Genomic DNA, 25,275 nt, shown 5'->3' on the forward strand with positions numbered 1-25,275 from the left:
TAGTGGAATCCGGGGCTTTAGCCATTAACAATTAATGAATTACGAGCGTATTTTAGATCTCGAACAACATTTCAAGGTCATCACGAGTAAGAGATTTAAGAGCGGACTGACCTGGAATAATTGCATCCGCAACGCTTTTTTTCATTTCCTGAAGTCCTAGTATCTTTTCTTCTACAGTATTCTGACAAATCATTTTGTATGCAAAAACCTGTCGTTTTTGACCGATTCGATGAGTTCTGTCAGTTGCCTGATTTTCAACAGCAGGGTTCCACCATGGATCATAATGAATAACGTAATCCGCTGAGGTTAAGTTTAGACCTGTTCCACCCGCTTTAAGCGAGATCAGGAAAATAGGAATGTCAGGGCTATCATTAAACTTATCAACCTGCTCGAAACGGTCCTTACTTGAACCGTCAAGGTAGGTGAACGGAAGTTCTTTGATCGTCAGCCATGAGCGGATAATGTGCAGCATCTGCACAAACTGTGAGAAAACGAGAACCTTATGTCCGCCTTCCACTACATCAAAAATGAGGTCTTTAAATGCGTCAAATTTACCTGATGGCAGATTCGTTGAGAATCCCGGCATGTCGAGTTTGAGCAATCGTGGATGACAGCATATTTGTCTCAGCTTGAGCAGTGCATCAAGGATAGACATCTGACTCTTGGCCATTCCTTTTTGATCAACATCTTTAAGGACCTGATCTCTCAAGCGTTTCGCCAGAGCATTATATAGGTCGCGTTGCTCATCGATGAGTTCGCAATAGTGAACTGTCTCAATTTTAGGAGGCAGATCTTTCGCTACTTCGGATTTAGTTCTGCGAAGAATAAACGGTTGTACTCTTGTTCTCAGATAATCAAGGGCTTCCTGATCACCGTCTTTGATTGGTTTTATTATGCCGCGCTGGAAAGCGTGCTGCGAACTGAGAAATCCGGGCATAAGGAACTCAAAAAGAGACCAGAGTTCAAATAGATTATTCTCAATCGGAGTACCGGAGAGGCAAAGTCGCATGCCAGATTTTAACTGGCGGACAGATTTTGCTGTGATGGTATTAGGATTTTTAATATTCTGCGCTTCGTCAAGGATAACAGTAGTGTATTCGCGTTTAAGTAGTTCTTCCAGATCCCGGCGGAGCAGTGCATACGTTGTAATAACGATGCATGAATCATTGATTTTTTTGAACAGCTCTTCACGCCTTGAACCATAAATTGTCAAAACTGAAAGCTCAGGAACAAATTTCTTCGCTTCACGTTCCCAGTTTGGAAGAACTGAGGTTGGAACGATGATTAAATTAGGTCCTTTTATGCCTCTTTCATAGAGGGACATGAGGAAAGAAAGGGTCTGGATAGTTTTACCCAGTCCCATTTCATCCGCAAGAATTCCGCCGAAATGATATTCTCTAAGGAAATTCAGATAGCTAAGCCCTTGAAGCTGGTATGGACGCAATGTCGCATCAAGCCCTTGTGGTGCTTCAAGTTGCTGAATTTCTTCAAAATCTTTAATTTTTTCCCTGAGTTTAACAAACTGTTCATCTGTTTTGGTGTCGGGAAGGTCCTCGATGATCTTATCAAGAACCGGTGTTTCATACTGCTCATAGGTTGACCTAGGAGGCTGATCAGGATCATAGCCAAGCGCTTTCAGTTTATGACTGAGCTTCTTGAGCCATGCTTCCGGCAAGCTGGTATATGAGCCGTCTTTAAGTTGTACGTACCGTTTACCCTGACTCCAAGCTTCCCATATCTTATCGATAGGAACTCTCTGATCATCATACTCGACGGATATGTCGAGATTAAACCACTTATTATCTTCGTCAGTATCAATTTCGGCGATAATTTCCGGCTTAGTGAGTCTTACTTTGTAGCGAGTAAGATTCTTTTCTCCATAAATTCTATAAGCTTCAACTAACTGTGGATAGAAATCCAGCAGGAATATGATTGCGGCTTCCTGTTCCATGAACCATGTGGAGTTGTTACGAGGCTGAAAGCCCATATCTCTAAGTTCTGAAAATAGTTGTGCTTCTTCATCTTGAGCGCGGCGGACAAGGTAGGATTTTTCTCCGTCTTTGTAACTACCGGTCTGAAGATCAGGGTTCGGCTCAGGCATGGCTACTTCGCCATGTTCTGTATCATATAGGTTATCAATCCTGATGGTCAGCAGGCTACCTTCTTCATTGAGGTAGAGCTTAGGATTAAATGTAGCCGGGACAAAGAAAGGCTGCATTTTTTCAAGAAATTCTTCGTGATCATATAGATCGGATACAGGTATCTGTGTCCAAACTCTGTCAAGAAATTCAGGAATTTCTCCCGGAGGAATTACCGGGTTCTGAATTCTCATTTCCTGTACAAGTTTAGGGTCCAGAGTCGTCTGCACAGGGTAAAAGCCATGCTTCCAGTACACCCATAGTGGCAATCTTCCGTAGAAGAAAACCTCATCATCATCCATAATAGAGAAAGGCGGCTTGCCTTCGTCGGACAATAAAATGTCAAAACTGAGACCTTCATCCGCAAGTTGCGGGGAAAGTTTTAGCTGCATGGTCCTACTTTCAATTCGGATAGGGATGTCCGTATCTTTTAAGAAGATATAGTATTCATCTTTGACTGATCTGAAAAACCATGCATGCAGACCTGCCGGAATGTCGACTCTGTGTCCACGGTAGTCTAGGTAATGGCCTATCTGTTCAGCAACAAGTGGCAGGTTAGGCGAAGTTTCGCTCCACTCTGGGTTTGCTATAATGCTCTCTAAATCTACTTCATTTTGAACCTGTGAAAGGCCTGACTTATTCTGTCTGGCTCTGAAAAATGATACCTGCAAGCGCTCAGGCTCTGGGTACATGCGGTAAATAATGTAATGTTTTCCCGCTTCAGGTTCTAATTCTGTGGAGAAAAATGATCTGAAATTTTGACGCCAGTCAGCCTGCTTTATTGATTCCGCTTTTTCTTCCTCTACATCGAGTGAAAGCAAAAGCTTTAAAGCTGCCGCGCCTACATGTCTGCATACCCCGGAATAAGCATCGGGACAGTTGCAATAGTGGTTGATATTTTCTTCAGCCAGGTTCAAACCAAGCTCGGAAGTGTAGATCTGAAAATCGTCACCTTGGATTGATGAATCGATATCCCAATATCTTTCGCGCTTCCTTATATCCAGTTTTTGCACTCCGCCAGAACTTACAATAGTGCGTGAGCCGTCCAGAATGTATTCCGGTACGGTATTAGATACAAAGTCTTTAAGAATCTTCTTTACGACTGCTTCTTCATTTTGAGACATCCTTGTTTGGACCCCCGAACTCTAACTTTTAATATATTTTTGTAACATCAGTATTGAATATGGAAATATTTATTAGATTTTGCTTGTTACGGTGTTTCCGTAAAGTAAAAAAACGTTTTGGTCAATCTATCTGCATACATTGCTTGGCTTTTAAAGAACATTAGTCCATAGTGTTTAGCTCGATCAATTATGCAATTTTATGAAATATTTTTTACAAAAAAACAAGGAAAACATGAGTCGCAGCATATTTGCTTACATTCTCTTCGGCTGTTTTGTATTTCTCGCCGCGTGCGGTCAAACTCCTGAGCAAGAATCAGAAAAAAAAGCTTTTCCTGAAAGTACAGTTGCTTCGGCTCAAGAATCAACGCCTGTTGCAGGTGGGAGACTTACCGAGCCTCTTCTAGCCGAACCGATAAATCTCATTTCGGCCCTTTCTTCTGACAGCGCGAGTCATACTGTAGCAGATAAGATATTTGTTTCTCCGCTAAAGTACAACAAAGATATAGAATTAGTTCCTGAGGCTGCAGAATCTTTTGAAATTCTTAATGATGGAAAGCTATTCAAGTTTAAACTTCGTGAAGATATTAGATGGACTGATGGGAAGCCACTTACAGCTGAAGATGTTGAGTTTACGTATAAAATGATGATAAATCCCGAAACTCCGACTGCCTACGCTTCTGATTTTTTGAATGTTAAAGAATTCAAGGTCACTGGTAAGTATTCATTTGAAGTCACGTATGACAAAGTTTTTGCTCGTTCGCTAGTTACATGGGCGTTTGATATTTTGCCTAAGCATCTTCTCGAGAACGAAAATCTTAGAGAAACAAAATATTCACGCGCGCCCATTGGGGCTGGTCCTTATAAATTAAAGGAATGGATTTCCGGTCAAAGGCTTATTCTTGAGGCTAACGAAGATTATTTTGAAGGGCGTCCTTATATAGATGAAATAGTGTTCAGAATTATTCCAGATACATCTACTCAGTTCATGGAACTTAAAACTGGCAATTTAGACGGTATGGGGCTTACTCCTCAACAGTACTTGTTTCAGACTAAAGGATCTAGTTGGGAAAAGGATTTTCAAAAATTTAAGTTTCTTTCTTTTGGGTACACATGGTTGGGCTACAATTTGGAAAAACCTCTTTTCAAAGATGTCCGTGTTAGACGGGCTATTTCTTATGCAATAAATAAAGAAGAAATAGTCAAAGGAGTTCTGTTGGGTCTTGGTTCTCCTGCTATAGGCCCATATAAGCCAGATACATGGGTATATAATGATAAGCTTGTCCCTTACGGCTATCAACCAGAGAAAGCTGTGGAACTTTTAAAGCAGGCAGGATGGTCAGATACTGACGGTGATGGTATTATCGATCGTGATGGGATTCCTTTTACGTTTACAATTCTCACAAATCAGGGAAATACCTTACGAATTAAGACCGCAACAATTATTCAGAACCGTCTTAAAGATATTGGCATTGACGTCCAGATAAGAACCGTTGAGTGGGCTGCATTTATTAAGGAATTTGTTGATAAAGGGAAGTTTGACGCGATTATTCTTGGTTGGAGTATAACCCAAGATCCTGACAATTATAATGTATGGCATTCTTCTAAGGCCGTTCCAGGTGGGCTTAATATTGTTAAGTTTAAGAATAGCGAGCTTGACGAACTACTAGAAAAGGGACGAACTACTTTAGTTCAAGCTGATCGCAAAGTTATTTACGATCGTATTCAGGAAATATTACACGAGGAACAGCCTTACTGTTTTTTATACGTTCAGATGTCCCTCCCTATTTATCAGAGCCGGATTAAGGGATTAAAAATAGCTCCCGCAGGGTTAGGATATAATGCAGACAGATGGTGGATACCCACCGCTTCGCAAAAGAAGCTCAGGATACAGCAATAATTATGATAAGAATTAATGAAATTACTGATGTAGTCAGTACCTATATTGATGATCCTGATCTGGATCTTATTCGCAGAGCTTATGTGTTTTCAGCGCGTGCTCATGAGGGGCAGGTGCGCCTTTCGGGTGAGCCTTACCTTTCTCATCCTTTGCATGTTGCTAAAATTTTAGCCGATATGAGGCTTGATGAACCTACTGTTGCGGCTGGTTTACTGCATGATACAGTTGAAGATACTGATGCAACCATTGATGATATCGCGGATCTTTTCGGTGAAGAGGTTGCTGATATTGTTGATGGCGTGACTAAAATCGGGATGATGGATTTTGAGTCTAAAGCTATCGCCAAAGCTGAAAATATTCGTAAGATGATTTTAGCCATGGCGGAAGATATTCGCGTATTGATGGTCAAGCTTGCTGACCGCTTACATAATATGAGCACTCTTGATTTTCAGAAGAACTATAAGCAGCTTTTGATCGCGCAGGAGACTCTGGATATTTATTCTCCGCTCGCCAACAGACTCGGTCTGTATATGGTTAAGCGAGATTTAGAAGATCTTTGTCTGTACTATCTAAAGCCGGATATTTTTCAAAATATTACTGATGGTCTTGAGCGCCAGCATACTCTTGGAAAAGAGTATGTGGATAAAGTGCTTGGGCTTTTACAGGATGTGCTGAAAAGCAATGAGCTTACGGGTTCTATTTACGGAAGAACTAAGCATAAATACAGTATTTACAATAAGATGGTGCGTCAAGGTCTTGAGCTTGATCAGGTTCATGATATTATTGCATTCAGAGTAATCGTCGATTCTGTTAAGGAATGTTACGCGGTTCTGGGGCTGGTTCACTCTATGTGGATGCCCGTATCCGGTCGTTTTAAGGATTATATATCCATTCCGAAAGCTAATATGTATCAGAGTTTGCATACTACTGTTGTCGGTCCCGAAGGGGAGCGCATCGAGATTCAGATTCGTACTGCAGAGATGCAGAAAGTTGCCGAGTACGGTGTTGCTGCTCATTGGCAGTATAAAGAGTCCGGAACAAGTGCTTCAAAGCAGAATAGGGACGCTGAGCGTTTTTCATGGCTTCGTCAGATTATGGACTGGCAGCGAGAACTTGAAGATCCGCGTGAGTTCATGTCTTCACTCAGGTTTGATCTGTTTAATGATGAAGTTTATATTTTCACGCCAGGTGGTGACATTCAGGAACTCCCTGATGGAGCTACTCCTGTTGATTTCGCTTATTCTATCCATACCGATGTTGGTAACCATTGTACTGGTGCGAAAGTTAACGGCAGGCTTGTACCGCTGACAACTGCGCTCAAAAATGGTGACACGGTTGAGATCTTTACCGATAAAAAGCGTAAGCCGAGTCGTGATTGGCTTAAGTTTGTTAAGACCGCTAAGGCCCGTACACGTATTAAGCATTACATTAGAACTGAAGAGCGCGAGCGTTCAATTAGGCTTGCCAAAGAGATGCTCGAGAAAGAAGGCCGCCGCATGAATTTGAATGTGCCTAAGGCCATCAAAGACGGTTATTTCGTCATGCTTGCTGATGAATTTTCATGTGGTAATGTTGATGATCTGCTTTCAAATGTAGGCTATTCACGAATTACTCCTCGCAAAGTTTTGCGTCGTCTCTATGCTGTAATTAACAACATAGAAGGTGAGGAGGAAGTTCCGGACGTTCACCCACAGCAGACCCCTGAAGAGAAAGACAAAGATAAAGCGAAAGACATAGGGAACGCCATCGAAATCGAAGGTGTTGATAATGTTCTTATTCGTTTTGCGGGTTGTTGTACGCCGCTACCGGGTGAGCCTATCATTGGTTATATCAGTCGTGGGCGCGGGGTTGCTGTTCATTCTGCAACATGCCCGAATGTTAAAAGTCTTGAAGAAGAACGTCTTTTGAATGTTTCGTGGTCCGGTGGACAGGAAGAGGCTTCGCATCCGGCGCAGATCAGTATCAGATGCAAGAATATCAAAGGTTTACTTGCTAAAATATGTACGATTTTGTCTGATCAGGATGTGAATATTGATTCCGGTACATTCAGATCGGATGTGGATGGAATTTCGCTCTTGGAATTCACCGTTGAGGTTAGAGATCTAGGGCATCTTCATCGCGCGCTGAACAAGCTTAAGACTCTTGATGAAGTACTTGAGACTACTCGTTTAGGTTAGTTCTCAGGTTCTAATCAGCAAGTTTTTAAGCTGATTGAATGAGCTTTGGTTGATAATAAATTGATGTTCAGGTGATACGTAAACTGTAGTAATTGTCACTATCTGCTTGGAATTAAATAGATATTATGTCGGCACTATCTGATTAAATCAGGTGGTGCCGATTTTTTTTGTTCTTTTTTTCATGCCGGACCCGAGTCGGCTGAGTCAGGTCCGGCCTAAACGATATTCTCTCCATATTGGTTGAAACAATTTGCCGCGCGAAATTCAGAATAGGTTTGGATGTTTTGCAAGGTGGATAGAAAATTATGAGGAATTAGTATGGATAATTTAGACGGGTATTATCTTAGAAAAAAAGAACAGAATGAGCTTTCGATGGGCGCGATATTGTATCATAAGTCTATGAAACCAGAGGAAAAACTTGAGCAAATGTATGAGGTCGTTGAGCCTATAGAATTCGGAGTTGATCCTAATGCAAATTATCAGCAACGGTTTTTTTTCGAATTTAACAACTCCGAAAAAATGTATCCTAAAATGCTTAAAGGGCAACGCAAGGCTCTTTGGGATCGCAGATATAACGAGATGGAAGAGCTTATGGAAACTCGCAAAAAAGCCAAATCTCAGGTCCACATTAATTTTATGTTGAGTAACCCCGAACTAGAGTTGGTTAAGGATCTGCACAACACCGAATACGGTAAAGAATTGATGTCAGAAGTAGCGATAAATCAGCGGAGACGTCCAGAGTCTGGAACTGGTGATTCCATTCATGATGAACTGGAACGGGATTCTGTAGACATGGAAGCTGTACCGCAGTTTCAGTCTAAGCCTTTTCTGATTCCGGGGACGGATGAGAACTTTGCCCAGCTTGAACTAGAAATGGACGATGGCGGTAGGATCATTAAGCGCTCATTCGATCTTTATCCTATGAAAATCGAATACAGGTACGAGTATGATGGAGAAGGTAGGCTTGAAAATGTTTATTGTGATCGCAACACTACCGAGATGTATCAGTACGGTGAGTATGGTGAAAGAACGGCGATTGAAACTAGGTGGGTAAAGCCGCATCGTTATAGTTATAATGACAATTTGCAGCTCATGCAAACTGGCAAAATTAAATATGTTTATGACGACAAAGGGCGTCTGGTTTCTAAAAATGAATTTGGTGAAATAACACAATATGCTTATTTAGAATCAGGGCCGCTGTGTGAAGTGATTCTGCCGGATGGTAAGAGAATTGAGTACACCTATAATCCTGCCGGCCAGAGAGCTTCTAAGGCTGTGGACGGTAAGGTCGTAGAAACATATCTATGGCAAGATCTGACTACATTATTGGTAGTCGTTGACGAGAAAGGCAATGATGAGAAGATATTCAGATATGACGAAGAAGGTGATCCTGTCGGTATGACTTACCAAGATAAAGAGTATCTTTTTGCCACCGATCAGGTCGGATCAATATTTATGGTTGCGGATGATCAGGGTCGTGAGCTAAAACGAGTTATATATGATTCGTTTGGTAATCTACTTGTCGATACAAATAAAAAGTTAGGCACCTGTCTCGGATTTGCGGCAGGTCTCGCAGATAAAGATACGGGCTTAGTCCATTTCGGCTATCGTGAATACGATCCTCGCATCGGCAGATTCATAACACCCGACCCAATTGGTTTTGCTGGCGGGGACGTGGATGTTTATGGGTATTGTTTGGATGATCCTATTAATTTTATTGATCGCACGGGGCTGGCGCAAGTTCATGAAAGAAGACTGAAAGGACTTGAGTTCTTAGATGAACCAAGTGGTACTGCTCTGAAGAAAGCTTTTCATGCAGGTACACCCGTCGGCCGACTTACTAAAGCATTTCCTGGTGCGGTCGATTGGTTAATGGATAAGGGTAATGTAAAGCTTAAACATGAATTTATAAAATATGACAAAGCTGATCTAGAGAAAAAGGAAAAAACAAATTCAGGTTTCTCAAAAGGTGGAGTTCGGCATGATGAAAATGGAGTTAGTACTCCCATAGGCGAGCATTTTGATGATAAAGTAATGCGTCAAGCTGAGAAAAACATCGAGGCAAGTGGGAAGTACAAAAAAGGAAAATACAAAGAGATCGGTAACAACTGCCAAGACTACACAGAAGATGTTACAAAAGAGTGTCAGCGTATACAAAAGAAAGAGTAAAATTAATTTTGACTAAAAAAGAGAGAGGAGAAATCCTCTCTCAATCAGTGGGGAAATATGAAGACGTTAACAATCGTCATCTCTATATTTATTTTAATGTTCATGGTCTACTCAACTAATGTTTTTAAAGCTTATTTTATGTCTGATAAGTATTATGAATCTATTTTTGAAGGGAGTTTTGATCCGAGTATAAAAGGAGCATCTGTCAAAATTAATCTTAAAAATAAATATGATGCTGAATATTCATTGTTTATAATTGTACCTGAACATCTTTCTGTAGAACTACGTACTGAGAAAGAAGTATTGCGTTACAAATTTGTATCAAACGGCAAAACGCTTAAAGAAGGCCTAACAGACTGCCCTTTTGGTGCAATGGGGTACAGTTCATCTAATGATAATTATTGCTCTGCGCTCTTATTAAATTTCACTTTGCCTTATCCGGGAGCTGCAGAGGGTGTAGTACTTGAACTGCAAGCCGAGAATCCAATGTCTTCATTAAAGAAATATGAAGGTGAAATTATGCTTAGCATCATGCCTGCATCTCTAAAATAAATTTCGCTATTCAATAGCTCTTCAAATATTATGCTATTTCCAAATGTAACATCACCTATGGTTACCCCCTTATTGTTGCGGATGACAAAGGTAGTGAGTTAAAACGCGTTATATATGATTCGTTTGGGAATATACTTGTCGATACAAATAAGAAGTTTGACACTTGTGTAAGATTTGCGGCAGGTCTCGCAGATAAAGGTACGGGATTAGTCCATTTCGGATATCGTGAATACGATCCTATCATCGGCAGATTCATAACTCCCGACCCGATAGGTTTCGCTGGCGGGGATGTGGATGTTTATGGCTATTGCTTGGATGATCCTATTAATTTTATTGATCGGACGGGGCTGTTTGTGTTTGGCAAAAGAAGGCTTAAAGGTCTTGAGGTGCTAGATAGTCCTGTAGGTAAAGCCTTGAATGGCGCAGGCAAAAAAGTGCTAGACACAGTTGCCCGGGGTCCGGTTTCAGATAAGATAGAAAAAGAACTTAGCCGCAATAACCTTGAATTAAAACATGAACATGGTTTTTTTGAAGATGAGGAAGGTGGAAATATTGGAAAGTCCGACAAAGGGCGTATTACGAATGAAACTAAGAAAGGTTTTAAGTTTGAAAGGCAACATTATGATGACAAGCGTATGAGGCGAGCAGCGAAAAATCTCAAAGAAGGTGAATATGACGCTGTTTCTAATAATTGCCAAGACTTTAAAGATAAATTGTTAAAAGAGTATCATGCTACTTTTCGCAGTGACAATCTCCACTAACTAAACAAGGGGGGGAGGTACCTTTCCCCCCTCATATAGGCTCAATAATGATATGGAAAAAAGTAGTCTTAACGTGTTTTTTGCTTATAATTGTCTGTTGTTTTTTAGTATACAATTCTAATCATTATCAGGCTATCTTCAACAATAACAAGTTTTATGCGGAGATATACTCAGCTCCTTTTGATGTAACACAGAAAGGAGCAACTATCCGAATTCCACTTAAATTTAGCTACAAAACACGCTATGGCATATTTATAAAAATTCCAGATTATGACCCACTTTCTTATGTTGAGCGCACAAGAGGCTTTTTAGAATATCACTTTTTATCTGATGGAGTTGTTTTGAAAAGTGGAAAGACCTTTCCTAGTAGCCAATGGGAGAGACTGTGGAGAGACGACTGCTCTTTTATAGGCATACTTGGTTTCGACTTACCATTGCCTGGAGCAAGTAAAGACTTAGTTTTGAAATTAACTGTTGTAGAACCTTTTAATTTTTTTATCCCCTTCTCTGGTGACACTTACTGTGTCGTGAAACCAAATGCTAGCTTCAAATAATTGAACTAAGTATCCTCAAAAGATACATGCTTAATCCATTTCGGCTATCGTGAATACGATCCTATCATCGGCAGATTCATAACTCCCGACCCGATAGGTTTCGCTGGCGGGGATGTTTATGGGTATTGTTTGGATGATCCTATTAATTTTATTGATCGGACGGGGTTAACACCCCTAGAAAATATCTTTCGCAGGACGAACTATGATCGCCTTGGTACTGTATATTTCGGACCAGACGAAATTATGATGCTCTATGATGATCTTGGCATCGAGGTGCGGCTTGTCGGCAGTTGTGTGCGCATCGGATGCAACCATGACTTCATAGCCAAGACTCGTAGCTTGGCGCGCAGTAGAATCAACACAAAAGTCGGTGCAGCATCCTGTTATGATGAGCTTGTTCACGCTCAGTTTGTCCAATTCTTCTTTAAGATTAGTACTGCAAAAAGAATCACAGCACGTTTTATCAATAGTCATATCAGATGGCTCTTTATGCAATTCTGGTAATATCTGCCATTCCTCGGAATTTAGTTCCAAGCCCTGTTCTGGCGGTCCGTTATGTCGGATGAAAATGATTGTAATTTCCTTTTTTCTGGCTCGATCGATTAAACCGTTAATGCGCTTTATAACATTTTCAGCATCAAACCGTTTCTTTGCTCCCTCGAAGAGTCCTCTTTGCATATCTATGACCAATAGCGCCCGCATATCTTTACCTCCTGCTGTCTTATAAATTCCCGCTTATGCATGTCCTGAGATAATTTATTGTACTGGACAATGGAAGCGCAATTTGTGCTTTCCACTCGTTTTAGGTGCTTGGAGTTGATTCTATCCGGTTTAATTTTTTTAAATATTGGGTGGTCTTATTTTTTAGTCATTGTATTAATTGTGTATATTGTTGTGATGTTCTATTTAAACAAAAGTTTTAAACGAATGTTTTAAACAAGTGTTTGACTTTCATGAGGAGCGTCGTTAGCTTTCTTTTGAAAGCAGCAAGAAAATTGGCTGCATTAATTATTTAAAAATATACGTCTAGTTATATATATGAGGTTAAAATGTCTGAATTGAATACAAGTGGATCTGGTAATAAATCCCGTGGCGAAGAAACTCGGCAGAAGCTTTTATTAGTTGGCGCGAGGTTGTTTGCGATAAATGGATTTAAGGGTGTGAGCATGCGCAACCTTGCAAAAGAGGCAAATATTAATATTGCAACAGTCGGGTACCACTTCGGCGGAAAACTTGGGCTGTACGAAGCAGTTCTTCAGGACGTTATTGACCACAAGCATGAATTTTTTCCTTCTAAGGAAAATCTCGATGAGCATATTGGTCGGTTTGATTCCGGTGAAATTTCGAAAGGGGACTTAGTTCGATGGTATTTTGGTGTTTTAATTAATGCCATTATCGGGGACCCCGAAACAGAATGGGCGTCTTTGATCATTTCACGGGAACTTGCAGTGCCTAGCGAACTTTATCCACAATTGGATAGGGACTTGCTTACGCCTTCGTTTGAGAGTTTAGCGCTTCTTTTAGAAACGGTTATGGAACCCGATGCTTCTCGTGAAGAGCGAATTATTATGGTGATTGCTTTAATGGGCATGGCTCTCAAGTTTGCACATTCCAAGACAGTATTATCCAGAGTCGGATGGGAAGAGTACACCCCTGAAAATATAGCTAAAGCAACAGATATTTTATGTAGACGAATAATCGGCTTTATCGGTTGTGAGGAGTCATAAAGATATGAAAAAGTTATCACTAGTATTATTGTCCATATTCAGCTTGTTGATAGCTGGATGTAATGATGCAGTAATTCCCGTTAAGGAAGTAATAAGACCTGTTAAAACTGCCACTGTCGGTGAGTCTGATTTTGATAGGCAATGGGTTTTTTCCGGTACAGTGGAAGATGCGCTTGAATCTGAACTTTCATTTCGGGTTCATGGTAAGGTTATTTCGTTTCCCGGTGATCAGATTGGCAGAAAATTTAGAGCCGGGCAGATTATAGCTAAGCTTGATCCCGCTGATTACGAATTAGAAGTGCATCAAGCTGAAGCTCAGCTTGAGCAGGTACGAGCAAATTTCACCAGAGCTAAGGCTGATGTTTCCAGAATCAGGCAGCTTTTTGAACGGGAAGTAATCTCAAAAAGTGAACTTGATCAGTCGGAAGCTGACTATAAATCTCAGGAAGCTCAGCTTAATGCTTGGGCCAAAATGCTCGATATAGCGCGCAAAAAACTTAAGTACACCGTGCTTTCTGCTCCTTTTGATGGATGGGTAAGTGCTGTGAATATTAACATTCATCAGAATGTACAATCTGGCGAGGGCATAATTGTTTTTAATGCTGGGCGCCAGATGAAGATGAGTATTTCTTTACCGGACACTTTGATTGCTCAGGTCACTGAGGGGGAAAAGGTTGATGTTGTTCTCGATGCACTGCCGGGACAGCCTGCGAAAGGAATTGTCATGGAAGTCGGCATTGGCGCGAATGAAAGTTCATCCTACCCTGTAAAGGTTTACCTCGATAATTCACATCAGAGGCTGCGCAGTGGTATGTCCGGCAAAGTTTTCTTCCCAGGCAGAAATGGTGGAAATCACGTGTTTGTTCCTCCTTCAGCTGTTGTTGGCAATCCTGACGGAAGTAATCATGTCTGGGTTGTTGAAAATAACTCAACCGTTAAAATGTGCAAAGTCAAAATCGGATCATTGTCTCCACTTGGAGTGCAGATCAAAGACGGGATTAAGACTGGTGCAGTAGTGGTTATCAGAGGTGTTCATTCTCTTAGAGACGGCATGAAGGTTAAGACCGTTGGGGAGGAATCATGAACGTAGCAAGATGGTGTATTGAAAATAATCGTACTTCTATAGCTTTGTTTCTGCTCATAGCCCTTGGCGGGGTGATGACTTTCTTTAGCATTCCGAAAGCTGAGGACCCTGATTTTACTATTCGTACGGCTGTTGTAATTACCTCTTTTCCCGGAGCTTCGCCGCAGAGGGTGGAAGAGCTGGTTACAGATAAACTTGAAGAGCGCATTAGAGAACTCAGTGATCTGAAGTCGGTTAAGTCCCAGTCTATGACCGGGATATCCATCATAGAAGTTGAGTTCTTAGATCATCTGAAAAACATGGGTCCTATTTGGCAGAATCTTCGAAACAAGGTTTCCGACGCTGAGACAACTTTGCCTCCTGAGGCACAGACTCCCCTTATCAATGATGAGTTCGGGGATGTATTTGGTATTTTGGTAGCTTTGACCGGTGAAGGATTTTCGTACCGCGAATTGAAAGATGTGGCTGACTACACTCGCGACGAACTGCTGTCTGTTAAAGGCGTAGGAAAAGTTGATCGCTGGGGACTACAGGATGAGCGCGTTTATATCGATTTCTCTAACTCGAGAATGGCTGCTGCCGGAGTAAGTCCCTTCGCTCTCGGACAAATGATCGATCATCAAAATACAATCCGCCCGAGTGGCACCGCTAAAGTGGGGCCGGAGCGTATCGCCATTGAGCCGACTGGAGAGTTTAAGTCTGTTGATGATATCGCGTCGCTTTCTTTGCGGCTTGAAGGGATGAAGACTAGTTTAAAGCTTTCTGATGTAACCAAGGTTTCACGGGGCTTTTCTGATCCTCCGTCAGTCATGACCAGATATAATGGGACTCCTGCTATCATGCTTGCGATTTCCATGGCCGACGGCAACAATATCATGGAACTCGGAGATAAAGTTACCGCAAAGCTTGATCAGCTTTCAGCTGATTTATATCTTGGTATGGAATACAATATTATTGTTTACCAGCCTGATTATGTTGAGACTGCTGTTACTGATTTTATGATTAATCTTCTTGAGTCATTTTTGTTTGTAGTGATTGTCATTCTTGCTTTCGCAGGATTTCGGACAGGTCTAGTTGCCGGAGCGTTAGTACCTATGGCTATGCTCGGTTGTATCGGGTTGCTACCCACATTCGGAGTTGCGATACATAAGATTTCAATTGCATCCTTGATTATTTCTCTCGGGATTCTGGTTGATAACGGGGTGGTGGTCTCTGAGGCTATTCTTGTCAGGCTTGCAGCTGGGGAAGAACGTATTAAAGCTGTTGTTAATGCTGTCTCGGAACTCTGGATGCCTCTGCTTGCTGCGTCTATGACAACTGTTTTTGCTTTTTTACCAATTCCGTTGGCGGAAAGTAAAGTTGGGGAATTTTGTTTTTCCCTATTTGTAGTTGTTACGCTTACTTTGCTTTGTTCGTGGGCTTTGTCCATGACTCTTATTCCTATGCTTTGCTATTATGTATTAAAGCCTAAAGTCGTTTTGCAGACCTTTTCGAGTAGAATGTACCGGGGCTATAGACGTATGCTTTTGTTTTGCCTCAGGCAGCGCGCAGCTTTTATCGGGATCATTTTTGCTTTGTGCATAGTTTCATTTTGGGGATTTCAATTTGTTCCTAAAATGTTTTTCCCGCCAAATGAAAGGGCTCAGTTTACCATTGATTTCTGGCAACCATTCGGGTCGGACATTACTACAACGGCTGAGGAAGTTTCCAAGCTCGAGAAGTATTTGATGGTTGATGACGGGGTTGAAAGCATCGGAACTTTTATCGGGCATGGCGGACCGCGTTGGTATCTGCCACTTAATCTTGAGCAGAGTAATAACAATTTGGCTACTTTTGTTGTTAATACTAAATCAGTTGAAGATACGGATAAGGTTATTGCAAGAGCTCGTAAGGAACTTGAGGCGAACTTCCCTGATGCAGATTTCAGTCTGAAAAAATTAATGAACGGACCTCCGGTTGGTGCTCCTGTTCAGATTCGTATTTCCGGTGATGATCAGAAAACGCTCTACATGCTTCGTGATAAAATTGAAGCTTTGCTCGAAGCCGTTCCCGGAGTCTCCAGAGTTTGGGATGACTGGGGACAGTGGGCTAAAAAGCTTGTTGTTGATGTTGATCAAAATAAAGCGCGTGAGGCTGGGCTTTCGAGTTTTGATGTCGCACTCAGTTTGCAATCGGGCATGAGCGGGTATCAGGCATCTATTTACCGTGAAGGGGATGTCAATATTCCCATTGTGCTTAGAGGTGATGAGTCTTTCCGCAATCGTCTTGATAAGCTTGAGAGTATAAATGTTTATTCTTATCAGGATGGTAGCAGTGTTCCACTCAGCCAAATTGCTTCGTCGGAACTTGTTTGGCAGCCGTCTGATATTCGCCGGAGGGACCAGACTCGCACAATGACGGTTAAAGCCGATTTGGCGGATGGGTATTTCGCATTACCGACTGTTGATGCGTTGCGTCCTCAAGTTGATGAACTGATGAACTCTGCTGACTGGCCCATAGGCTACTCCATTGAATATGGTGGTGAGTTTCAGGAAAGTCAGGAGAGTCAGGCTTCTATTAACGCCAATATGCCTTTAGCAATGGGGCTATTGATTATGGTGTTGATATTCCAGTTTAACTCGTTCAGGAGGCCGCTTATTATCCTGTTGACTTTGCCGCCCATGATGTGCGGAATTACGCCCGGTATGTTGCTTACGAATTCTCCTTTCGGATTTATGCCGATGCTTGGAATGATCAGCCTACTCGGGATTATAGTAAATAACGCGATTATGCTCATAGACCGAATTGAGATACAGCGCGGCAAAGGAATGGATTTGGCGGATTCCATAGTGCTTGCGTCGCTCGAAAGGGCTAGGCCAATCATTATGACTGCAACTACGACAGTTATCGGGATGGTGCCTCTGTCATTGCAGGGCGGGGAAATGTGGAGGCCTATGGCAAACTGCATTATGTCGGGGCTGATGTTTGCCACCGTCATTACGCTGATCCTATGTCCTGTTCTGTATTCAGTATTCTTCAGGCAGAGTTTTAAGAACTACACATGGGATTCTGGCGTAATTGCAAAGGGAAGTGACGTTTAGTTTATGAGATGCTCTGAGGGACTATCTGTTTAAGTTTAATTGTAATAAAAATAAATAAAAGCGCAGCATTAGATTAATGCTGCGCTTTTTTAGTGGGATCAAATAACAATGAATTAATTTACATTATGCTATGTTTTTTGAAGGATCTGCTGAATGGCATCAACCAAGTGCTTTGGAGTTGATGCTCCCGCAGTCAGGCCAATTTTATTCGCCCCTTTCAGGTCATCAAGGGGAAGTTCACTTGCAACCTCAACGTGTGTACATTTTGTTCCAGCAGCTTCCACAACTTGAACAAGTCTGCGAGTGTTACCGCTGATACGACCGCCTACAACGATCATATGGTCTACTTCGCTTGAAAGCGTGATAGCTTCTTCCTGACGCTGACGGGTGGCATCGCATATGGAGTTCAGTACGATTACATCCAACCCTTTTTTCTCGAGTATCTGGATAATGTCTTCGTAAATAATCCGGTCTTGAGTGGTCTGTGCTGCAAGGCAATACTTGCGGTTCGTATCCAGTTTGATAGCTTCGAGTTCTTCTATGCTGTCAAATAGGTGCGTACCTGATGGGGCGTAGCTTAAAAGTCCCTTTACTTCAGGATGGCTGTCTTCTCCGTAGAGTAGCAAAACTCGTCCGTCTGTGGTGTTACGTTTAATAAGAAGTTGAGCTTTTTTAACTTTCGGGCAGGTTGCATCTATTACATTTATGCCCCGTTCGCGTAGCTCTTCTTCAACGCTTTGCGGAACACCGTGTGCGCGAATGACTGCATAAGCGCCGGTAGGTATTTCATTTGCTAAATCGGCTGTTATCACACCCTGTTTTTCATATTCTTCGAGTACCTGAGGGTTATGAATGATTGGTCCTAAAATGTATATTGAACCGCGATCTCTACTTTCGATTAGAGAATCCAGCTTGTTGAGGGCCAGATCAACACCCATGCAAAATCCAGCGGTTTCAGCTCTTACAACTTTATCCATTATTTAAACTCTCCTTTTAAAACAGGAATTTTAATTACATCTGTTTTATTCACGAAAATGATGTGATTAAATCTACAGGGCAATGATGGATTTTGCAACTTTGTTCTAATTCTTCAAAATAGGGCGTAACCCATTGACCGCAGAAGGCAAGCAGAGTATTTTCCTAAGTTAAATTAATAGGAATAAACGTTTGTAAAATTTAGTGGAGCTTTGTTAAAGATGAGTTCTGATATTCTTGGAAAATATAAGTCAAAAATTGCAGATGCTTATGACCTGCATCGCAAATTCGTAAACCCTCAGTTTGTTAGGGTTTTGGAAGTAATTGGCTATGATCGCAATTATTGCGGGGCTGAGGGAGCCTACTTAACCGATGCTAAAGGGGTTAAGGTTCTCGATTTTTTGGCAGGATTCGGTGTTTATAATATAGGGAGAAACCATCCCTATGTTGCTGAAGTGCTGCATGAAATTATTGATGCTAAAACAGCCAGCCTTGTACAGATGGATCTTGGTGTTCTGTCCGGCATGCTTGCTGAAAAACTGGCAGCCCTTGCTCCCGGTGATTTGGAAGCTGTGTTTTTCACAAATTCAGGAACCGAAAGTGTCGAAGGCGCTCTGAAATTTGCGCGGCAGGCTACAGGTCGGCATAAGGTGGTTCATTGTGATCACGGGTTTCATGGTCTGACTCTTGGTTCCCTTTCCGTAAATGGTAATAAGGAGTTCAGGGGAAGAAATGAACCTTTACTGCCGGATTGCACGCCTGTTCCATTCAACGACCTGAACGCACTTGAGAGAGCTCTTTCTGGTGGTGATGTAGGGGCATTTATCTTCGAAACAGTTCAGGGTAAAGGCGTTTTTGTGCCAGACGAAGGGTACCTGCAGGGCGCGCGTGACCTTTGTGACCGCTATGGAACTCTGATGATTGCTGACGAAGTCCAGTGCGGACTTGGTAGAACAGGAAAGATGTTTGCTGTGGATCACTGGGGCGTTAAGCCTGATATACTGGTTATTTCCAAAGCTCTTTCCGGAGGATTTATTCCTGTCGGGGCAATCATTACCACCCGCGCTATTCATTCTAAAATTTTCGATTCAATGGAAAGGTGCTTTGCACATTCCAATACTTTCGGCCAGAACGATTTGGCTATGGCTGCGGGTCTTGCCACGATAGAAATTCTTGAGAAAGAAAATCTATTGGAAAATGCCACTAAAACTGGTGATAGAATTATTGAAGGGATGCGGAAGTTAGCAGATAAATATGAAATGCTGACTGAGGTCCGCGGTATGGGGCTTATGATCGGAATGCAGTTTGGTGAGCCTAAGTCTTTAGGTCTTAAGGCAAGCTGGAAGCTGTTGCATAAAATGAATGATGAGTTGTTCTGCCAGATGATAACTATGCCACTCTTAGAGAAGCATAATATCTTAAGTCAGGTCGCGGGTCATGGTCTTGATACCGTCAAAATACTTCCTCCTTTGATGATCAATGATGATGATGTGGATAAATTCCTGACTGCAATGGATTCAGTATTGAAAGAAGCGCACAAGCTTACTGGTTCCGGTTGGAAAACAGTTAAAGATTTAGGCATTCGTACAGCTCGTACTTCCTAGCCTCTCAACATATTGAAAAGCCCCGATTAAAGATTGCTGTTTCGGGCGTAATTTTGTGGATATATTCAAAAAAATTCAGAATTTTTTGATTCTTGTTCTGTGGCGTATGGTTCGTTCATACCCTGGAACAATAGTCATTTGCGGGCTTGTTTTAGCCATTGTTTGTACTGTTTCCTCTGCGATGTTCCTGACGCTGGATAATGATCAGGACAACCTTCTTTCTCACGAGCTTCCTTTTCAGAAGCGGAATCTCGCACAGATTAAAAATTTCGGTGATCAGGAATATATGTTCGTGGTTATTGAAACTGGCGGAACTGAATCCGGTAAGGAACAGGCCGCTCTTTTTGCGTCCTCTCTTGCGGGAAAGCTCGAAGATAAAAAAGACGTAATTCACGAAGTTCATTACGCCATGTCTGCAAAAGATATGGGGCCGGGCGTGCTTATGTTCGCCTCAGAAGATGAAATTCGTGAGTTTGTGGAGCTTTCTCAAAATATAGCACCTTTGGGGCGTGAGTGGTTTAATGGTCCCGGTCTAGCAACTTTTCTCGATATGACAGCTGGTTTGCTGAGCGGTAAAAGTGATATGGGCGGCTCTGCCGGGGCTGACATGTTTGTCCCTACCATGAGCGCTCTTGATTCACTCCTCGGAGAGATGAAGTCCTCCCTTATCGAAGGGGTGGTCGCAAGCGGAAAGTCCTCTCAAATTTTGGGGCTAAACGAGGTTGGTAAGCAATATTTTTATACCAAGAATGGCCGCCTTCTCATTATGCGAATTCTGCCCAAAAAAGATTACGCAGAAATGGGGGTTATCGGTCAGGCTCTTAAAGTTGTTCGCGTTGCTTTAAATCAGACCCGCGAAGAATTTCCAGAGATCAGTGCAGGGCTTACAGGTCGCCCTGTTTTGTCTGCTGACGAAATGAGCACCACAGATAAGGATATGACCATAGCCGCTATCATATCTATTTTAGTGGTGGGATTGCTGTTCACGATTATTCTTCATGGCTGGCTGAGGCCCGCACTGGTTATGTTTTCTCTTTTCTGCGCCATGGCATGGACCTTCGGTTTTGCGTTGGTCACCCTTGGAAGTCTCAACCTCCTTTCTATTGTTTTTGCGCTAGTTCTTGTTGGTATTGGTGTAGATTTCGGTATTCATGTCGTTTTGCGCTATATTGAGGGTGTTGCCGCTGGTTTGTCTCCCGAGAAAGCCGTAGAAGAATCATTGCTACAGACTGGTCCGGGAGTGCTTCTTGGAGGCATAACCTCTGTTTGTGCTTTCTATGCTGTGCTTGGTCAGGAATTTATTGGACTTGCTGAGCTAGGACTTATTGGCGGAACAGGGATTATTTTTTGCCTTATTTCTATGCTGACTGTCCTACCGTCACTTTTGCTTTTGGCTGGCAGGCGCAATATGTTTCCTTCTTCGCAGCCGCGCATGACAACAATGCCTTTTATGGAAAAGATTATTTCTCGTCCTGTAAAGGTCCTTCTTGTTATTGTAGCGTTATCTGCTCTTGCATATCCCGGAATTCAAAAAGCAGGCTTTAATTATAATCTTTTGGATCTTCAGGCTAAAGGGCTTGAGTCCGTTGAATATGAGCATAAGTTAATTAAGGAATCTGACGAATCGACATGGTTTGCTGTAATGACTAGACCGGATATTGAGGGGGTGCGAAACCTTACTGCTGAGCTTAAAAAGATTCCGTCTATTGGAAGAGTTGATTCTATTTTAAATTATATTCCTAAAGAGCAAGCTTCCAAAGCGGCCATTCTAAAACAAGAGGCTAATTCCTTAGATGGTTTAAATTTCTCTGCAAAGCCTATTTTAATAGAGTCTGATCAAGTTTTGGATTCTTTGGAAAATCTCACTGAATCTCTGGAAGATCTTGAGGAGAAGCTGTTTTCAGCCGGGGCAAAAGAAGAACTTAAAATTATTTCTGCGCTTCTGGATAAAGCTTTTGCATGTAGTGATATAATTGAAAAGAGTCCGTCACTGGCACAGAAGCTTATCCCCATCCAAAATCAGTTAGTCAGTGAACTTTCAGAGGCGTTTTCGTGGCTTAAAAATGTTTTGGCTGTTGAGTCCGTTACGCCACAAGATTTGCCTGAACATTTACGTTCATTATATATAGGCAGGGATGGGGCATTTATGATCAAAATTGCTCCTGTCGGCAACATCTGGGACTTTGACTTATTAAAATCTTTTGTAGCAGAACTCAGAGCTATTGATTCTGAAGTGACTGGCGTTCCGGTTGTTGTTTTTGAATCATCACTTCTTATGCGGAACACTTTTGTTGAGGCTGCAGGACTTACACTGGTGCTTGTCTCGCTCGTTTTGTTTCTTACATCATTTAGTATAAGCTATGTTTTACTCACTTTAGTTCCGCTGCTTGTGGGTATTTTCTGGTTACTTGAAGTTATGGGCATTACTGGACTAAGCTTTAATTTGGCTAATTTCTTCGCAATTCCGGTGCTTATCGCTATCGGAGTAGATGGCGGAGTTCATTTTCTTGCTCGTTGGAAGGAACTTTCAGATGGTGAGAGGCTTTACGATACAAGCACTCCAGTTGCTGTCGGGCTTAGTTTTTGTACGACGATGATCGGTTTTGGCGGGTTGCTACTTGCTCATCATCGCGGGCTTGCCTCACTCGGCGGAATAATGGTTGTCGGTTCGGCAACGTGTATGGTCGGGTGTATGGTTGTTTTGCCGGTAGTTTTCAAGCTGATTGAAATGTTCAAGAAGGAGCGCGGTGTATAATGTTTAAAAAAGTTATTTTACTCACATTGTTCCTGATGCTTTCAGTTGGAAGTGCCATGGGCGCAGTTGATCAACCAAATTCGCTTGATTTTGTGATTCTTGAACCCGGTCAGCCCGGTACCTCTAGCGATGCACAGCCTGTGATGGATTCCCTTGCTGAGTATATTTCAGAGAAGATAGGCAAACCCGTAAGCGGTATATATTTTAATGAACTTGAGCCTGCTCTTAAATATCTTGAAGAGAATAAGCCCGCATGGGGAATCAGTGGGTTAACTTTCTTTAAGAGTTACGCAGACAAATTTATAATGAATCCCATTGCATCAACCTTGCCGCAAGGACTTGATAAGGATATCTGGCGCGTTCTCGTTGCTGCGGAGGGACCTGATTTAGTTAATGAGATTAAAGGAACAGTGTTCGGTTCTATGCTTTATACTCCCGAAGCACGAAAAATACTTTTTGGGGAAAATGTCGTTGATGGACCGCTGGTTATTGAAGGAACATCAAGGCCTTTGCGGATGATTAGAAAGGTTAACAGAGGTAAAGCCGCTGGCGTATGCCTGAATGCTGTGCAATATTCAGTTGTTAATAGTGGTGAGCAGTTTTCGGGCATGAAAGTTGTCTATGAATCAGGTAATCTTCCGAACAGTCCGGTTGTTTGGTTTGGCAATATCAATGATGATGCATTTAAGCTTCAAGGTATTTTACTAGATATGAAAGATGATCCAGCCGCAGCGAATTTGCTCAAACTTTTGTTAACATCAGGGTTCGGTCCTGCTGACAAGGAGCTACAATGAAATTGTCTTTTCGTCTTATACTAATTGTTTTTTTTGGATTATTTTTGTCTAGCTGCGCTGCCCAGACTACTGCTCCAATGCCGGTTTATAAAGATAAGGAAGTTAGCCTTTGGAAGTCATGCACAATTAAAGATGCAGAATCTCTTGGTGCAAGCGCCAAGGATGCAGATTTACTAGAATCAATATCGTGTTACGCTTCATTGTTTGAAAGCGGAACTGTTGATAAAACTAAGTACGCCGAGGCTGGGCAAAAAGTAGCTAAGGCATATCTTACAAAAAACCCCAAAAGCGGTGTGGGACACTATCTTTATGCATATTTAGTTGGTAAACATGCCGAGCTTTCGCCCTTGAGCGGGCTTGACCTTGTGCCTGTCTTGGAGCAAGAAGCATTGCTGGCTGTTAAGCTTTCACCGGAAGTAGATTTTGCCGGACCTGATAGAATGCTCGGAGAATTGTACTTGGATGCTCCCGGCGCACCTCTTAGCGTGGGCAGTCTCAGTAAGTCTTTGAAACATTTTGAAGCAGCTGTGAAAGTAGCTCCCGATTTTTACTTGAATCATCTTGGTTATGGGGCAGCGTTGCTTGAAGATGATGATAAAAAGAATGCGTGTATACAGTTTAGCACAGCCTTAAAGAGTAAGAGTTTTAATAATAAATCATTGGAAAATGATACATATAAGAAGTTGATAGGTGCATGTCAGAAAGCACCTGCTCCTAAAAAATAATAAACCCGCTATTTATAAGCGGCAATGAGGTTAGGACTTTGGCAATTCCTGCAATTCAGATCGCAAGACTAGGTAAATATATTCTTTCCCAGACACTCAAAGGCAACAAGCATTACCCATTGGTATTAATGCTTGAGCCTCTCTTTCAGTGCAACTTGCGCTGTAAAGGATGTGGTAAAATTAACCAGTCCGCTAAAGTTTTAAATCAGCGTCTATCGTTTGATGAATGCATCGCTGCAGTTGAAGAATGCGGAGCGCCGATCGTTTCCATTCCTGGCGGAGAGCCTCTTCTACATCCTGATATGCCTGCAATTGTCAAAGAACTCGTTAAACGCAAAAAGTTTGTTTATCTTTGCACAAACGGACTTTTGATCCCTGAGCGCATCAACCAGTTTAAGCCTAGCCCTTATCTGACTTTCAATCTTCACCTTGATGGTTTGGAAGAAGTTCATGATCGCATAGTGTGTAAGCAGGGGGTATTCAGGGCTGCTGTAAATTCAATCAAATTACTCAAGTCCAAAGGATTCAGAGTAAATACCAATACAACCCTTTTCGGTGGTCAGACTCCCGAAAATGCAGCTGAATTTTTCGATTTCCTTACCGAACTAGGTGTAGATGGAATGACTCTTTCTTCAGCGTTCAGCTACGAAGCTGCCGCAGATCAGGATAGTTTCCTCACCCGCGATCAGAGTAAGAATCTTTTCCGCGAAATTTTCAGACTGGGCAAAGGCAAAAAATGGGATTTCAGTCACAGTAGCTTCTACCTAGATTTCCTCGCAGGAAATCAGAACTACTCCTGTTCTCCTTGGGGGAACCCTTGTCGCTCAGTACACGGTTGGCAGCGTCCATGCTACTTACTCGAAGACGGTTTCGTACCAACATACAAGGAACTCATTGAGCAGACAGACTGGGATAAGTACGGAGTTGGAAATGATCCACGCTGTGCTAACTGCATGGTTCATTGTGGATTCGAACCTACCGCCGTTGCTGATTCAGTAAAACGTCCTATTAAGGGAGCTATGCTTGCGCTTAAAGGGATTAATTTAGATTAAGTTTATGCCTCCGGCTGGCAAAGAACCTTTTTTAAAAAAGCTCTTTGCGCTCTCCAAATCTTTTTAGTTGGGGATGAGTTGGGATCATAATAATTAGGTTTAGGAAG

17 protein-coding genes and 1 pseudogene are annotated in these 25,275 nt (G+C 42.1%); 15 read left to right on the forward strand and 3 right to left on the reverse strand.

The window, feature by feature from the left end; all coding sequences use genetic code 11:
- Window positions 1–52 precede the first annotated feature (52 nt).
- Window positions 53–3,262: a DEAD/DEAH box helicase gene (locus BR06_RS0108955; RefSeq protein WP_031482133.1), complete on the reverse strand. Its 3,210-nt coding sequence runs from the start codon at window positions 3,260–3,262 to the stop codon at window positions 53–55.
- A gap of 232 nt (window positions 3,263–3,494) precedes the next feature.
- On the opposite strand from BR06_RS0108955, the gene BR06_RS0108960 reads away from it, so the two are divergent.
- From BR06_RS0108960 to BR06_RS20840, 7 genes and pseudogenes are all read left to right on the forward strand, one after another.
- Window positions 3,495–5,159: a peptide-binding protein gene (locus tag BR06_RS0108960; RefSeq protein ID WP_051676978.1), complete on the forward strand. Its 1,665-nt coding sequence runs from the start codon at window positions 3,495–3,497 to the stop codon at window positions 5,157–5,159.
- Between the two features lie 2 nt (window positions 5,160–5,161).
- Window positions 5,162–7,336, forward strand: a complete 2,175-nt coding sequence (locus BR06_RS0108965; RefSeq protein ID WP_031482135.1) for a RelA/SpoT family protein — start codon at window positions 5,162–5,164, stop codon at window positions 7,334–7,336.
- A gap of 318 nt (window positions 7,337–7,654) precedes the next feature.
- Window positions 7,655–9,505: an RHS repeat domain-containing protein gene (locus BR06_RS0108970; protein WP_031482136.1), complete on the forward strand. Its 1,851-nt coding sequence runs from the start codon at window positions 7,655–7,657 to the stop codon at window positions 9,503–9,505.
- A 57-nt stretch (window positions 9,506–9,562) separates the two neighbouring features.
- The gene (locus BR06_RS0108975; protein WP_031482137.1) at window positions 9,563–10,057 is read left to right on the forward strand and encodes a hypothetical protein; all 495 of its coding nucleotides are present in this window, start codon (window positions 9,563–9,565) and stop codon (window positions 10,055–10,057) included.
- A 110-nt stretch (window positions 10,058–10,167) separates the two neighbouring features.
- Window positions 10,168–10,818: an RHS repeat-associated core domain-containing protein gene (locus tag BR06_RS20710; protein WP_268870795.1), complete on the forward strand. Its 651-nt coding sequence runs from the start codon at window positions 10,168–10,170 to the stop codon at window positions 10,816–10,818.
- A 47-nt stretch (window positions 10,819–10,865) separates the two neighbouring features.
- Entirely contained in the window at window positions 10,866–11,372 is a 507-nt protein-coding gene (locus BR06_RS0108985; protein WP_051676980.1) for a hypothetical protein, read from the forward strand.
- A gap of 30 nt (window positions 11,373–11,402) precedes the next feature.
- Window positions 11,403–11,528 (forward strand): annotated as a pseudogene (locus BR06_RS20840) (RHS repeat-associated core domain-containing protein); the annotation flags it as partial.
- A gap of 18 nt (window positions 11,529–11,546) precedes the next feature.
- Here the strand turns inward: BR06_RS20840 and BR06_RS0108990 are convergent.
- Complete coding sequence (locus BR06_RS0108990; protein WP_031482140.1) at window positions 11,547–12,074, reverse strand: cysteine hydrolase family protein; 528 nt, start codon at window positions 12,072–12,074, stop codon at window positions 11,547–11,549.
- Window positions 12,075–12,421: 347 nt separating this feature from the next.
- On the opposite strand from BR06_RS0108990, the gene BR06_RS0108995 reads away from it, so the two are divergent.
- The 3 genes from BR06_RS0108995 to BR06_RS0109005 are packed head-to-tail and all read left to right on the forward strand — an operon-like array spanning window position 12,422 to window position 17,263.
- Window positions 12,422–13,099: a CerR family C-terminal domain-containing protein gene (locus BR06_RS0108995; protein ID WP_031482141.1), complete on the forward strand. Its 678-nt coding sequence runs from the start codon at window positions 12,422–12,424 to the stop codon at window positions 13,097–13,099.
- Window positions 13,100–13,103: 4 nt separating this feature from the next.
- Entirely contained in the window at window positions 13,104–14,183 is a 1,080-nt protein-coding gene (locus tag BR06_RS0109000) for an efflux RND transporter periplasmic adaptor subunit (protein WP_031482142.1), read from the forward strand.
- Window positions 14,180–17,263, forward strand: a complete 3,084-nt coding sequence (locus BR06_RS0109005; protein WP_031482143.1) for an efflux RND transporter permease subunit — start codon at window positions 14,180–14,182, stop codon at window positions 17,261–17,263. Before BR06_RS0109000 ends, BR06_RS0109005 begins: the two co-directional genes overlap by 4 nt.
- A gap of 128 nt (window positions 17,264–17,391) precedes the next feature.
- On the opposite strand, the gene ispH is transcribed toward BR06_RS0109005, so the two are convergent.
- Window positions 17,392–18,240: a 4-hydroxy-3-methylbut-2-enyl diphosphate reductase gene (ispH, locus tag BR06_RS0109010; RefSeq protein WP_031482144.1), complete on the reverse strand. Its 849-nt coding sequence runs from the start codon at window positions 18,238–18,240 to the stop codon at window positions 17,392–17,394.
- Between the two features lie 219 nt (window positions 18,241–18,459).
- Here ispH and BR06_RS0109015 point away from each other — a divergent pair, with 219 nt between their 5' ends.
- Genes BR06_RS0109015 through hpnH form a run of 5 tightly spaced genes read left to right on the forward strand, consistent with a single transcriptional unit; the run spans window position 18,460 to window position 25,168 of the window.
- Complete coding sequence (locus tag BR06_RS0109015) at window positions 18,460–19,842, forward strand: aspartate aminotransferase family protein (protein ID WP_031482145.1); 1,383 nt, start codon at window positions 18,460–18,462, stop codon at window positions 19,840–19,842.
- A 55-nt stretch (window positions 19,843–19,897) separates the two neighbouring features.
- Window positions 19,898–22,597: an MMPL family transporter gene (locus BR06_RS0109020; RefSeq protein ID WP_031482146.1), complete on the forward strand. Its 2,700-nt coding sequence runs from the start codon at window positions 19,898–19,900 to the stop codon at window positions 22,595–22,597.
- On the forward strand, window positions 22,597–23,391 hold the full coding sequence (locus BR06_RS0109025) for a PhnD/SsuA/transferrin family substrate-binding protein (RefSeq protein ID WP_031482148.1): 795 nt from the start codon (window positions 22,597–22,599) through the stop codon (window positions 23,389–23,391). Before BR06_RS0109020 ends, BR06_RS0109025 begins: the two co-directional genes overlap by 1 nt.
- A complete protein-coding gene (locus BR06_RS0109030) occupies window positions 23,388–24,116 on the forward strand; it encodes a hypothetical protein (RefSeq protein ID WP_031482151.1) in 729 nt (242 codons plus the stop codon). The genes BR06_RS0109025 and BR06_RS0109030 overlap by 4 nt, the downstream gene beginning before the upstream one ends.
- A 38-nt stretch (window positions 24,117–24,154) precedes the next feature.
- Window positions 24,155–25,168, forward strand: coding sequence for an adenosyl-hopene transferase HpnH (hpnH, locus tag BR06_RS0109035; RefSeq protein ID WP_031482153.1), 1,014 nt, complete (start codon window positions 24,155–24,157; stop codon window positions 25,166–25,168).
- Window positions 25,169–25,275: the final 107 nt, after the last annotated feature.

Origin of the sequence: Maridesulfovibrio frigidus DSM 17176 (assembly GCF_000711735.1) — a bacterium.
In the GTDB taxonomy this organism is placed as follows: Bacteria; Desulfobacterota; Desulfovibrionia; order Desulfovibrionales; family Desulfovibrionaceae; genus Maridesulfovibrio; species Maridesulfovibrio frigidus.

Excerpts from the sequence above, each read along its gene's own strand:
- BR06_RS0108975 (WP_031482137.1), top strand. The coding sequence starts at position 9,563 with ATGAAGACGTTAACAATCGTCATCTCTATATTTATTTTAATGTTCATG.
- BR06_RS0108955 (WP_031482133.1), bottom strand. The coding sequence starts at position 3,262 with ATGTCTCAAAATGAAGAAGCAGTCGTAAAGAAGATTCTTAAAGACTTT.
- BR06_RS0108990 (WP_031482140.1), bottom strand. The coding sequence starts at position 12,074 with ATGCGGGCGCTATTGGTCATAGATATGCAAAGAGGACTCTTCGAGGGA.
- BR06_RS0108995 (WP_031482141.1), top strand. The coding sequence starts at position 12,422 with ATGTCTGAATTGAATACAAGTGGATCTGGTAATAAATCCCGTGGCGAA.
- ispH (WP_031482144.1), bottom strand. The coding sequence starts at position 18,240 with ATGGATAAAGTTGTAAGAGCTGAAACCGCTGGATTTTGCATGGGTGTT.
- BR06_RS0108965 (WP_031482135.1), top strand. The coding sequence starts at position 5,162 with ATGATAAGAATTAATGAAATTACTGATGTAGTCAGTACCTATATTGAT.
- BR06_RS0109005 (WP_031482143.1), top strand. The coding sequence starts at position 14,180 with ATGAACGTAGCAAGATGGTGTATTGAAAATAATCGTACTTCTATAGCT.
- BR06_RS0108985 (WP_051676980.1), top strand. The coding sequence starts at position 10,866 with ATGATATGGAAAAAAGTAGTCTTAACGTGTTTTTTGCTTATAATTGTC.
- BR06_RS0109000 (WP_031482142.1), top strand. The coding sequence starts at position 13,104 with ATGAAAAAGTTATCACTAGTATTATTGTCCATATTCAGCTTGTTGATA.
- BR06_RS0109030 (WP_031482151.1), top strand. The coding sequence starts at position 23,388 with ATGAAATTGTCTTTTCGTCTTATACTAATTGTTTTTTTTGGATTATTT.
- BR06_RS0108970 (WP_031482136.1), top strand. The coding sequence starts at position 7,655 with ATGGATAATTTAGACGGGTATTATCTTAGAAAAAAAGAACAGAATGAG.
- BR06_RS0109025 (WP_031482148.1), top strand. The coding sequence starts at position 22,597 with ATGTTTAAAAAAGTTATTTTACTCACATTGTTCCTGATGCTTTCAGTT.
- BR06_RS0109015 (WP_031482145.1), top strand. The coding sequence starts at position 18,460 with ATGAGTTCTGATATTCTTGGAAAATATAAGTCAAAAATTGCAGATGCT.
- BR06_RS0108960 (WP_051676978.1), top strand. The coding sequence starts at position 3,495 with ATGAGTCGCAGCATATTTGCTTACATTCTCTTCGGCTGTTTTGTATTT.